Annotated in this window: 9 protein-coding genes; 7 read left to right on the top strand and 2 right to left on the bottom strand. The window is 67.7% G+C overall.

The window, feature by feature from the left end; genetic code table 11:
- Positions 1-68: 68 nt before the first annotated feature.
- Complete coding sequence (locus tag PYS65_RS18195) at positions 69-1,535, bottom strand: CCA tRNA nucleotidyltransferase (protein ID WP_279334999.1); 1,467 nt, start codon at positions 1,533-1,535, stop codon at positions 69-71.
- Positions 1,536-1,789: 254 nt separating this feature from the next.
- Between PYS65_RS18195 and PYS65_RS18190 the strand changes: the two genes are divergently transcribed.
- From PYS65_RS18190 to trxA, 7 genes are all read left to right on the top strand, one after another.
- Complete coding sequence (locus PYS65_RS18190) at positions 1,790-4,177, top strand: DUF6049 family protein (protein ID WP_279334998.1); 2,388 nt, start codon at positions 1,790-1,792, stop codon at positions 4,175-4,177.
- Between the two features lie 45 nt (positions 4,178-4,222).
- Positions 4,223-6,520: a murein biosynthesis integral membrane protein MurJ gene (gene murJ / locus PYS65_RS18185; RefSeq protein ID WP_279334997.1), complete on the top strand. Its 2,298-nt coding sequence runs from the start codon at positions 4,223-4,225 to the stop codon at positions 6,518-6,520.
- 140 nt (positions 6,521-6,660) lie between these two features.
- The gene (locus PYS65_RS18180) at positions 6,661-8,379 is read left to right on the top strand and encodes a protein kinase family protein (RefSeq protein WP_279334996.1); all 1,719 of its coding nucleotides are present in this window, start codon (positions 6,661-6,663) and stop codon (positions 8,377-8,379) included.
- A gap of 29 nt (positions 8,380-8,408) precedes the next feature.
- Positions 8,409-9,134 (top strand): RNA polymerase sigma factor SigM, encoded by a 726-nt coding sequence (gene sigM, locus PYS65_RS18175; protein ID WP_279334995.1) that lies wholly within the window; start codon positions 8,409-8,411, stop codon positions 9,132-9,134.
- The gene (locus PYS65_RS18170; protein WP_279334994.1) at positions 9,131-10,045 is read left to right on the top strand and encodes an anti-sigma factor family protein; all 915 of its coding nucleotides are present in this window, start codon (positions 9,131-9,133) and stop codon (positions 10,043-10,045) included. The genes sigM and PYS65_RS18170 overlap by 4 nt, the downstream gene beginning before the upstream one ends.
- Before the next feature lie 206 nt (positions 10,046-10,251).
- On the top strand, positions 10,252-11,220 hold the full coding sequence (trxB, locus tag PYS65_RS18165) for a thioredoxin-disulfide reductase (protein ID WP_279334993.1): 969 nt from the start codon (positions 10,252-10,254) through the stop codon (positions 11,218-11,220).
- Positions 11,221-11,264: 44 nt separating this feature from the next.
- Entirely contained in the window at positions 11,265-11,597 is a 333-nt protein-coding gene (gene trxA / locus PYS65_RS18160; protein WP_202275015.1) for a thioredoxin, read from the top strand.
- 103 nt (positions 11,598-11,700) lie between these two features.
- On the opposite strand, the gene PYS65_RS18155 is transcribed toward trxA, so the two are convergent.
- Positions 11,701-12,318, bottom strand: coding sequence for a GNAT family N-acetyltransferase (locus tag PYS65_RS18155; protein ID WP_279334992.1), 618 nt, complete (start codon positions 12,316-12,318; stop codon positions 11,701-11,703).

Genomic DNA, 12,318 nt, shown 5'->3' with positions numbered 1-12,318 from the left:
ACACCACCCCCCCACGCATGCCGACGGGGGCTATGTTTCACGTGAAACGTGACCCCCGTTCCCCACTCTCAGCCCTGCTGCTCGGCCCACCACTCCTTGAGGGCCGCCACCGCCGCGTCATGCCCCATCGGACCGTTCTCCAGACGAAGCTCCAGCATGTGCTTGTACGCCTGACCGACCGCCGGTCCGGGCTTGACGCCGAGGATCTCCATGACCTGGTTGCCGTCGAGGTCCGGGCGGATGGAGTCCAGTTCCTCCTGCTCCTGGAGCTTGGCAATGCGCTCCTCCAGACCGTCGTACGCACGGGACAGCGCGGCCGCCCTGCGGCGGTTGCGTGTCGTGCAGTCCGAGCGGGTCAGCTTGTGCAGCCGATCCAGGAGCGGCCCCGCGTCCCGGACGTAGCGACGGACGGCGGAGTCCGTCCACTCTCCCGTGCCGTAGCCGTGGAAACGCAGATGGAGCTCGACCAGGCGCGAGACGTCCTTCACCAGTTCGTTGGAGTACTTGAGGGCCGTCATGCGCTTCTTCGTCATCTTCGCGCCCACCACCTCGTGATGGTGGAAGGAGACCCGGCCGTCGCCCTCGAAACGGCGCGTGCGCGGCTTGCCGATGTCATGCAGCAGAGCCGCAAGGCGCAGTGTCAGGTCGGGGCCGGCGTCCTCCAGCGCCATCGCCTGCTCCAGGACGATCAGCGTGTGCTCGTAGACGTCCTTGTGCCGGTGGTGCTCATCGCTCTCCAGACGCAGGGCCGGCAGTTCGGGCAGCACGTGGTCGGCGAGCCCGGTATCGACGAGCAGGGTCAGCCCCTTGCGCGGGTGAGCGGACAGGACCAGCTTGTTCAGCTCGTCCCGGACCCGCTCGGCCGAGACGATGTCGATGCGTCCGGCCATCTCCCGCAGGGCCGTGACCACCTCGGGAGCCACCTCGAAATCGAGCTGAGCGGCGAAGCGCGCGGCTCGCATCATCCGCAGCGGATCGTCCGAGAAGGACTCTTCGGGGGTGCCCGGTGTGCGCAGCACACCGGCCGCGAGATCGTCCAGGCCACCGTGCGGGTCGATGAACTCCTTCGCGGGAAGCGCGAGGGCCATCGCGTTCACCGTGAAGTCACGACGGACGAGGTCCTCCTCGATGGAGTCGCCGTACGCCACCTCCGGCTTGCGTGACGTGCGGCCGTACGCCTCCGAGCGGTAGGTCGTCACCTCGATCTGAAAGCTTCGGTCAACGTCTCCGACGCGGACGTCCTTCTGGGCTCCGACGGTGCCGAAGGCGATCCCCACCTCCCAGACGGCGTCCGCCCACGGACGAACGATCTTCAGGACGTCCTGTGGGTGGGCGTCAGTCGTGAAGTCGAGGTCATTGCCGAGCCGGCCGAGCAGAGCGTCCCGGACCGAACCGCCGACCAGGGCGAGTGAGAACCCGGCCTCCTGGAAGCGGCGGGCGAGGTCGTCGGCGACAGGGGCGACCCGCAGCAGTTCGTTGACCGCTTGGTCCTGCACCTGGCTCAGGGCACTGGTTTGTTCGTTGGCGTTCGGCACAACAGAAAAGGGTACGTGGCTCGGGCGGCCGGAGGCTCCCCCTGGGTCAGGCACGGTCACCTCCGGCGAGACCCGCACGAGGTCTGTACCCGCAGGACGGGACGCGCTCCCCTTATACAGCCACATAGAGGGCAGTGCGGCGCTCCCCCCGATCGTGTGGACCGGTCCGCGGCACTCAGCCCCTCCGCTCCTCGTTACCATGCGTGGACGTACATTCCGACGACCACTGACGACGACAAGGGACGGGCGAGCGCGTGGCCGAGGCGGCAGACTTCCAGGGGACGAGTGCCTCACCTGCCCGCCGCTGGCTGCGGCGCACCGGAACCCTGTTCGCCGGAGTACCCCTGCTGGCCGGCCTGCTCCAGTTGCCCGCCGCGTCTCCGGCGGGCGCCACCGCGCAGAGCACCCGGCAGGCTCCCTCCGGTGCGGGCTCGGTCTCCGTCTCCGTGAACTCGCTCACCCCGAGCACCCCCACCGAGGGAGACACCGTCACCGTGTCCGGTACGGTGACCAACAAGGGCGGGAAAGCGGTCACCGACGCCCACGTCGGCCTGCGGGTGGGTCCCCTGCTGAACACCCGCTCCGGGATCGAGACCGTCGCCAGGAACAGTGACGACGTCCAGGGCGCCGTCGGCCCGGAGATCGACGACAAGTACTCCCAGGAGTTCGAACGCCTCGCTCCGGGCGTCTCACAGCCCTTCCGTATCTCCGTGCCGACGGACGAGCTCAGCCTCGGAAAGAACGGCGTCTACCAGGTGGCGGTGGCCCTCTCCGGACAGACTTCCGCCCAGCCGTGGCAGCAGACCCTCGGTGTCCGGCACACGTTCCTGCCGTGGCAGCCCGAGGAAGCCGACAAAAAGACGAGAACGACGTTTCTGTGGCCGCTGATCTCCACGGTCCACACGACGGCGGAGACCGGTTCCGACGAACAGCAGACCCCGGTCCTCCGCGACGACGTCCTGGCCAAGGAGATCTCCCCGGGCGGCCGTCTGGACCGGATGGTGGCACTGGGCAAGGATCTCGATGTCACCTGGGTGGTCGATCCGGACCTGCTGGCATCCGTCGACGCGATGACCGAGAGCTACGAAGTCCGAAGCGAGGGTGACACCACCACGGCGGGCCGTCATCAGGCTGTCGCCAAGAGATGGCTCGCCCAGGTGCAGAGCGCGGTGGCGGACAACGAGGTCGTCGCGTTGCCCTTCGGCGACCCGGATCTTGCCTCCCTCGCCCACAACGGCACGTCGGTCACCGGCTCCCTGAGTCATCTCAAGGAGGCCACGGATGTCGTCGTCAACACGGTCGAGCCGATACTCCACGTGAAACCGACCACCGACTTCGCCTGGCCCGTCAATGGTGCGGTGGACCCCTCCATCGTCAAGGTCGCCACATCCGCCGGCGCCGACAAGGTGATCGCCCGCAGCGACAGTTTCCGGGAGACCGGTGACCTGTCGTACACGCCTTCGGCCGCACGCCCCATCGGGGGCGGCACCACGGCGGTGGTCGCGGACGCCCGGTTGTCCACCCTGTTCCAGGGCGATATGACCAAGGCCTCCACGACCACGTCCACGGTGCAGCGGTTCCTGGCACAGAGCCTGACGCTCAGCCTCCAGACCGGTCGGCAGCGCAGCATCGTCGTGGCTCCGCAGCGCACTCCCTCCGCGAGCCAGGCCCAGACGATGGCCGAGGTGCTGAAGGCCGTCCAGGACGGAAACTGGTCGGAGTCCCAGGACCTCACCGCCGCCGCGAAGGCGAAGCCGGACCCCGCCGCCACCACCGAGGTTCCCTCGGCCTCCTCGTATCCCTCCTCGCTGCGCAAGCAGGAACTGCCGCAGTCGGCGTTCGAGCAGATCGCGAGGACACAGGACAAGCTCGACAAGTTCCAGGTGATCCTCTCCGACCCGTCCCGGGTGGTGACCCCGTTCGGCCGGGCCCTGAACCGGGGGATGTCCGTCTCATGGCGCGGCCAGGTCGCCGAGGCGGCCACCTACCGCAGTGGGGTCGAGGCGTACCTCGACGGACTTCTCGACCAGGTGAAGCTGATCGAGAAGTCGGAGACGAAACTGTCCGGCCGCAGTGCCACGATCCCCGTGACCGTCCAGAACAACCTGGTGCAGGGCGTCGAGCACCTGACGCTGCGTCTCACCTCGACCAACCCGACCCGCCTCGAGATCGAGGGGGCCGCCTACGGAGAGCAGCCGGTCACCGTCTCGGGCGGTCACAGCCAGTCGGTGAAGTTCACCACGTCCGCCAACGCCAACGGCCGGGCGACGGTGATCGCCCAGCTGTACACGCAGGACGGCCAGAAGTACGGCGAGCCGGTCACCTTCGACGTCAAGGTCACCGAGATCACCGCCACGGTGATGCTGGTCATCGGCGGCGGTGTCCTGCTGCTCGTCCTTGCCGGCTTCAGGATGTACACCCAGCGCAAGCGTGCCGCGGCCCGCGAGGTCCTGGAGGAGAAGCGCGCGCCGGACGGGGGCAGCGAAGATCCGCAGAACCCGGGCGCCCCCGCGGTACGTCTCACCAAGAAGTCGGAGGACTGTTCGGAAACGGACGCCCCGGAGCAGCCGAGTGACCCGGTACCGGACACCGCACCGGAAAGCGCAGACCCGTCCGGCACGGGTGAGAGAGTGGACCGTTGAGGATGTCGTGGCCGGGTGGGCCAGGGACGATGAGGTGGGGTAACCATGAACGCGCCGTACGACGGTGACCGCGGCCGTGCCGCGGGCAACTCGGGCCATCCCGAGTCGGACCCGCCCGAGGGTCCGCCGCCCGGGCACGACCAGGCTCCGCAGCCGCCCGCTGATACGTATCTCCAGGACACCTACGACCAGGATCCCTACCGCGCGCAGGACATCGCCGCCCAGGACCCGGTCGCGGAGGCCCTGTACGACCGCGCGGCGCACCCCCCGCCCCCACAGGGCACGTACACCCCTCAGCAGCCGCTGTACGGGCAGCCTCCCCAGTCGCCCCACGCGCCCGACCCTCGGGTATGGGCCCAGGCCCCGGCACCGGAACCGGACGCTCCGACCCAGTACCTCCCGTACGGGGATGATCCGCGCACGACACAGTTCGTGGGCGTGGACGACCTGGTCGGCCAGGCCGGAGACAAGCGCCGTGAGCCGGACGCCTTCGCCCACCTGCTCCGCGATCAGCAGCAGGACGGTGGCTACACCCAACAGCACGGCGGTGGGCGTCCCGGCTACCAGCCGGTGGCCGGCCGGCAGTCCCCTGAATCGGTTCCGGTACCCGGCCCGGCCTCCGCGGCACCCGGTCACTACGCGGGAGCCACACCACCGCCTGCCGCCGAGTCTCCCGCACCGGAACCGGCTGCCGCGCCGCCCGCGAAGAAGGGCGGCCGGGCCGGAGGGCTGCTGAAGTCCAGTGCCGTGATGGCGGCGGGCACGATGGTGTCCCGCCTCACCGGATTCATCCGCTCCGCCTTGATCGTCTCAGCGCTCGGTCTGGGTCTTCTCGGTGACTCGTTCCAGGTCGCGTACCAGTTGCCGACCATGATCTACATCCTCACCGTCGGCGGCGGCCTCAACTCCGTCTTCGTGCCGCAGCTCGTCCGCGCCATGAAGGACGATGCCGACGGTGGCATCGCGTACGCCAACCGACTGCTGACCCTCGTGATGGCGGCCCTGGCCGCACTCACCGCCGTCGCGTGGCTCGCCGCGCCGCTCCTCGTGCGTGCGCTGTCCAACCCGGTCGCCTCCGACTCCGCGGCCAACGAGGTCGCCGTCACCTTCACCCGCTACTTCCTGCCCTCGATCTTCTTCATGGGCGTACACGTGGTGATGGGGCAGATCCTCAACGCGCGCGGCCGGTTCGGCGCGATGATGTGGACCCCGGTCCTCAACAACATCGTCATCATCGTGACACTCGGTACGTTCATCTACGTCTACGGCACCGCCGCCGACTCGCAGATGACCGTCACGAGCATTCCGCCGGAAGGCCAGCGTCTCCTCGGCATCGGTATCCTGCTCGGCCTCGTCGTCCAGGCCCTGGCCATGATCCCGTACCTGCGCGAGACGGGATTCCGTATCCGTCTGCGCTTCGACTGGAAGGGTCACGGTCTGGGGAAGGCGGCGAAGCTCGCCAAGTGGACCATCCTGTTCGTGCTCGCCAACCAGGCGGGCGCGCTGGTCGTGACCCAGCTGTCCACAGCGGCCGGCCTGAACTCCGATGCCCAGGGCACCGGCTTCGCCGCCTACGCCAACGCCCAGCTGATCTGGGGCCTGCCCCAGGCCATCATCACCGTCTCGCTGATGGCCGCCCTGCTGCCCCGTATCTCCCGCTCGGCGGCAGAGGACGACAGCGGTGCCGTCCGGGACGACATCTCCCAAGGCCTGCGCACCACGGCCGTCGCGATCGTGCCGATCGCTTTCGGCTTCATCTCCCTCGGTATCCCGATGTGCACCCTGATCTTCGGCTCCTCGGGCACCGGCGCAGCGACCAACATGGGTTACATGCTGATGGCCTTCGGCCTCGGTCTGATCCCCTACTCCGTGCAGTACGTCGTCCTACGTGCCTTCTACGCCTATGAGGACACCCGGACCCCCTTCTACAACACGGTCATCGTGGCCGCGGTCAACGCGATCGCCTCGGCCGTCTGCTTCTTCGTCCTCCCGGCCCGCTGGGCCGTGGTCGGCATGGCCGCCGCCTACGGCCTTGCCTACGCGGCCGGCGTCGGTGTCGCCTGGCGCCGGCTGCGCAAGCGGCTGGGCGGGGACCTGGACGGCGCTCGGGTGCTGCGGACGTACGCCCGGCTGTGCATCGCCTCGGTTCCGGCCGCGCTGCTCAGCGGTGCGGTCTGCTACGGCATCGGGCACAGCCTCGGTCAGGGCGCCGGAGCTTCGTTCGCCGCGCTGCTGGCCGGTGGGGCCGTCCTGTTCGGCGTCTTCTTCGTCGCCGCCCGCCGGATGCGCATCGTGGAGGTCAACTCGTTGGTCGGTATGGTCCGCGGACGCCTGGGACGCTGAGTCACGGGTAACCGCACAACCATCGTCAGCCCTTGTGTGTCGTGCATAGCGGCAGACTGTGGGCACAATTGGTTTTGGCGTCGAACGGCGCGCGAGGGCGGTCGGCCGACGCGCAATGAATGGGGAGGCAGGGAACGACGGTGGCGGAACGGAGCACAGCTGCCGTCGACGTGGCAGACAACAGCGGCGAGCAGCCGCTGACCGCGCAGGCGGGCCAGTCCACGGCCGACGGGGTGGTCAAGAACCGGGAGCAGGACACGGACAGCGACGCGGCACAGGAGAACACCGGGACCGAGGGTTCCGGGACACCGTCGCCGCTCGAACTGCACAGCGGTCACAAGCTCGCCAGACGCTATCGTCTCGAAGAGTGCGTCACCCGTCTGGACGGGTTCAGCAGTTGGCGTGCCGTGGACGAGAAACTCCGCCGCGCCGTCGGTGTGCACATTCTGCCCGCGGACCACTCCCGTGCCCGCTCCGTCCTCGCCTCGGCTCGCTCCTCCGCCCTGCTGGGCGACCCTCGCTTCGTTCAGGTCCTGGACGCCGTCGAGGAGAACGACATCGTCTACGTCGTCCACGAGTGGCTCCCCGACGCCACGGAGTTGACCGCGCTCCTGGCGGCCGGCCCACTCGAGGTGTACGACGCCTATCAGATGGCCAGTCAGATCTCCTCCGCCATGGCCGCGGCCCACCGCGAGGGACTCGCCCATCTGCGCCTGAACCCCAATGCGGTCCTGCGTACCTCGACAGGCCAGTGGCGCATTCGGGGTCTCGCCGTGAACGCGGCACTGCGCGGCATCGGCTCCGACACCCCACAGCGCACCGACACCGAATCCATCGGTGCCCTGCTGTACGCGGCACTCACCCAGCGCTGGCCGTACGAGATCGACGCATACGGTCTGTCAGGGCTGCCGAAGGACATCGGTCTGATCCCGCCCGACCAGGTGCGGGCCGGTGTCCACCGCGGCCTGTCCGAACTCGCCATGCGCGCACTGGCCAACGACGGCGCCACCGCCTCCCGGCATGAGTCCCCGTGCACCACGCCGGAGGAGCTGGTGAAGGCGATCGGCGAGATGCCCCGCATCCGTCCACCGGAGCCTGCCTTCACCACCCCGCCGGACTACCAGCGCACGACGTACCAGCAGGGTTCCTACGGGCGTCCGGCACCCGGTCTGGGCGTCACCCAGTCGGCGCCGGCCCCGCCGCCCCCGCTGCAGAGCCGTACGGGCAAGGCGCTGAAGTGGGCCGTGTCGGCACTGCTGATCGCCGCACTCGGTCTGGGCAGCTGGCAGCTCGCGGACGCCCTCATCGACCAGGGCGGCAGCGCGGACGACACCAACAAGACGCAGACGACGGACGGCAACGACAAGAGCCCCCAAAAACCCAAGCCGGCCGAGCCACTCACGATCCAAGGCTCTCAGGAGTACGTGGCGACCGGTGCGGCCCAGGCCCCCGGTGATGTGGCCAAGACCTACGACAATGACGAGTCGACCTACTGGCGGACCAAGAAGTACAACGCCGGCCCGGCACTCGCGCCCTACAAACCCGGAGTGGGCATCGTCTACGACCTCGGCTCGGCCAAGGAGGTCTCGGCGGCGTCGATAGGGCTCCGGTACACCGGTGACCACACGACGGTGCACCTCTACGCCACCGACTCGCTGACGCCTTCGACCGGAATCGACGGCATGAAGGAGATCGGATCCGCCACGACCAGTGACAGATCGCTGAATGTGAAGGCGTCGGACCCGGTGAAGACGCAGTACGTACTGCTGTGGATCACGGCCGTCCCGAACGCGCCCGCCGACGGCTACAGCGGTGCCGGCTACAAGCAGGCCATCACCGACCTGAAGTTCACCGGCTGACGTCTCACCGAGCGAGGGGAGGGGGTCCGATGCCGGACGGCACCACGCACCACGACGCAAGCGATCAGGACCTCCTCGCCCGCCATGTGGAGGGCGATCCCGAAGCCTTCGGCGAGCTGGTACGCCGACACCGGGACCGGCTGTGGGCGGTGGCCCTCCGGACGTTGGGGGACCGGGAGGAGGCCGCTGACGCGGTTCAGGACGCTCTTGTCTCCGCCTATCGGGCCGCCCATACCTTCCGAGGCCAGTCGGCCGTCACGACATGGCTGCACCGGATCACGGTGAACGCGTGCTTGGACCGTGCGCGCAAGGCTGCATCCCGGAAGACCTCCCCGGTCGACGACACAGAGCGCCTGGAACAGTTGTTGGAGCCCCACGAGTCCGCCTCGGCTCCCGCGGAACGCAACGATCTGCACCGTCAGCTCATAGCCGCCATGGGAACTCTCCCACCCGATCAGCGGGCGGCTCTCGTGCTGGTGGACATGCAGGGCTACCCCGTCGCGGAGGCCGCCCGCATCCTCGATGTGCCCACCGGCACGGTGAAGAGCCGCTGCGCCCGAGGCAGAGCCAGACTCCTTCCCCTTCTGCACCATCTACGGCCGGACGGGAGCGGTGACAGCAGGAAGCGGGAGGGGGAACGGAACCGGACGCAGGGGGCATCCGTCCCACCCGCAGCGGGACCGCATCGAGCGGATCCGCCGGCTACAAGCCCGAGTGACCCAGCGGCAGTGAAGGGCGGAGGTGGGAAAACGTGACATCGACACCAGACATGACGGAGCACCCGGACGTCGCGGAGATCTCCGACCTCACCGAGGGACTCCTGTCACCCGCTCGAACCGCCGCTGTGCGCCGACACATGGACGAGTGCGACCTCTGCGCAGACGTCCATGCGTCACTGGAGGAGATCAGGGGACTGCTTGGCACGGTGCCGGGTCCACCCCGTACGCCTGCCGAAGTGGCACGCCGTATCGATGCCGCGCTCGCCGCGGAAGCACTCCTGCATGCCAGGGCACCGGGGTCCGAGAAGGCCACAGAGCTGGTCGGCCTCTCCCCTTCCCCGTCCGATGAGGACCGTGCGCATGTTTCACGTGAAACATCGACGTCGACGGGCCGCCCCTCAGGGCGCCCACGCCCTTCCACCACCGGTCCAGGTCGTAAGGACCGTATGCAACGCGGCCGCCGCAAGGCGGCTGTGCTGGGAACCGTGCTCACCGTTGCGACTCTGGGACTCGGCACACTGTTCCTGACGTCCCAGAACGACGAGACGGGCCCGGGTGTCGTTCAGCAGACGGCCTCGGACACCTTCACCGAAAGTGAGCTGGGGAAGCAGGTCTCCGATCTCCTCGCGCAGAACCAGCGGAAGGGCGCGTCCTCCCGCATGCCGCAGACCTTGGAAATGGAATCGGAGCCCGAAGCCGCCAGCCCCAGGGTTTTCCAGCAACCCACGGTCCCGGCATGCGTCCGCGAGGGAATCGGCCGCGATGACGCCGCACTCGCCACAGAACAGGGCATCTACAAAGGGCGAGAAGCTCTCCTGGTGGTGCTTCCCAACCCCTCCGACGACACCCGTGTGACCGCCTACATCGTCGACGCCACCTGCGTCGGCAATCCGTCCTCGGCCACCACGGCGAAGATTCTGCTGAAGAACTCCTACACCCGCGGCTGACAGTCGACGCTCCGTATCCGTCCTGAGCGGTATCTCGTACGGTATGCGCCTGCCCGCGCCCGCCCGGGAACCACGTCCGTCAGTTCCATCGGTGTGCTCAGGCACAGCGGGAATGCTCGCCCCTTAAAATCCGTTGGGTGAGGTGAGAGTTCCGACAGAAGCTCCCACCGGTCGGATGACACAGCCCAGAGACGAGGAAACAAGCCGTGAGCGACGTCCGTAATGTGATCATCATCGGTTCGGGGCCGGCCGGCTACACGGCAGCCCTCTACACCGCTCGTGCGTCGCTGAAGCCCTTGGTGTTCGAGGGCGCCGTGACCGCCGGTGGTGCGCTGATGAACACCACCGATGTCGAAAACTTCCCCGGCTTCCAGGACGGCATCATGGGCCCCGAGCTCATGGACAACATGCGCGCCCAGGCAGAGCGCTTCGGGGCAGAGCTCATTCCCGACGACGTGGTCGCCGTCGACCTGACCGGAGAGATCAAGACCGTCACGGACACCGCAGGAACGGTCCACAAGGCGAAGGCCGTCATCGTCGCCACTGGATCGCAGCACCGTAAGCTCGGCCTGCCGAACGAGGATGCCTTCACCGGCCGCGGTGTCTCCTGGTGTGCCACATGTGACGGCTTCTTCTTCAAGGACCAGGACATCGCCGTCATCGGCGGCGGTGACACGGCGATGGAGGAGGCCACCTTCCTCTCCCGGTTCGCCAAGTCCGTCACGGTCGTCCACCGCCGCGACACCCTGAGGGCCTCGAAGGCGATGCAGGAGCGTGCCATCGCCGACCCGAAGATCTCGTTCGTCTGGGACAGCGAGGTCGCAGAGGTCCAGGGCGACCAGAAGCTCTCGGGTCTGAAGCTGCGGAACGTCAAGACCGGCGAACTCTCGGACCTGGCGGTGACCGGCCTGTTCATCGCGATCGGGCACGACCCTCGCACGGAGCTCTTCAAGAGCCAGCTGGAGCTGGACGGAGAGGGCTACCTGAAGGTCGACGCGCCTTCGACGCGTACGAACCTCACCGGAGTGTTCGGTGCCGGCGATGTGGTCGACCACACCTACCGCCAGGCAATCACCGCGGCCGGTACGGGCTGTGCCGCCGCCCTCGACGCCGAGAGGTTCCTTGCCGCTCTCGCGGACGGAGAGCAGGCCGAGCCCGAGAAGACCGCTGTCTGACTTCCACCCTCACCACGCACCGATCAGTAGTTAAGGAGCCCACCGTGGCCGGCACCCTGAAGAATGTGACTGACGACTCCTTCGACCAGGACGTCCTCAAGAGCGACAAGCCCGTCCTGGTGGACTTCTGGGCCGCCTGGTGCGGTCCCTGCCGCCAGATCGCCCCTTCCCTCGAAGCGATTGCCTCGGAGTACGGGGACAAGATCGAGGTCGTCAAGCTGAACATCGACGAGAACCCGGGTACAGCCGCCAAGTACGGCGTCATGTCCATCCCGACCCTGAATGTCTACCAGGGTGGCGAGGTCGCCAAGACCATCGTCGGTGCCAAGCCGAAGGCCGCGATCGTCCGCGACCTCGAGGAGTTCATCAGCGAGTGAACGTCGACCGCCTCGTCGGCGGCACACGTTTCACGTGAAACACGAATGGGCCGACCCGGACGGGTCGGCCCATTCGCATGACGTACACCAGAACGGCGACGCATCAGAGGGGACGCAATACCGGCTCCTTCTGGACGGCTCCGAGCAACCGGTCCAACGCCATCTCGACATCGTCCTTCCACGACAGTGTTGTCCTCAGCTCCAGTCTGAGCCGGGGATACGCGGGATGTTGACGAACCGTCTTGAACCCCACGGCCAAGAGGTGGTCAGCAGGGAGAACACAGGCCGGTTCTTTCCAACGCGCGTCGCCGAAGGCCTCGATCGCCTTGACCCCTCGACGCAGCAGATCCTTCGCCACCGTCTGCACCATCACTCTCCCCAAACCCTGCCCCTGGTAGCCCGGCACGATAAACGCGGTCATCAGTTGCACGGCATCGGACGACACAGGGCTCGTGGGAAACGCCATGGCACGCGGCACATAGGCAGGAGGGGCGTAGAGAACGAAGCCCACGGGGACGTCATCGACATAGACGACCCTTCCGCAGGACCCCCAGTCCAGCAGCACAGCCGAGATCCACGACTCCTTCTCGACCGCTGACGTTCCCGCCGTTACTGCTGCCTCACCACTGACGGGGTCGAGCTCCCAGAAGACACACGAACGACAGCGCCGGGGAAGGTCCTGAAGGTTGTCCAGCGTGAGCGGTACGAGCCGACGCCCCAT

The sequence above is a fragment of the Streptomyces cathayae genome, from assembly GCF_029760955.1.
In the GTDB taxonomy this organism is placed as follows: Bacteria; Actinomycetota; Actinomycetes; order Streptomycetales; family Streptomycetaceae; genus Streptomyces; species Streptomyces cathayae.
The sequence above is the reverse complement of the archived record's forward strand: the minus strand, read 5'-3'. Positions and strand labels throughout refer to the sequence as shown.

Bases quoted from the DNA above. Each gene is read 5' to 3' on its own strand.
- murJ (WP_279334997.1), top strand. From the start codon at position 4,223: ATGAACGCGCCGTACGACGGTGACCGCGGCCGTGCCGCGGGCAACTCG.
- sigM (WP_279334995.1), top strand. From the start codon at position 8,409: ATGCCGGACGGCACCACGCACCACGACGCAAGCGATCAGGACCTCCTC.
- PYS65_RS18155 (WP_279334992.1), bottom strand. From the start codon at position 12,318: ATGGGGCGTCGGCTCGTACCGCTCACGCTGGACAACCTTCAGGACCTT.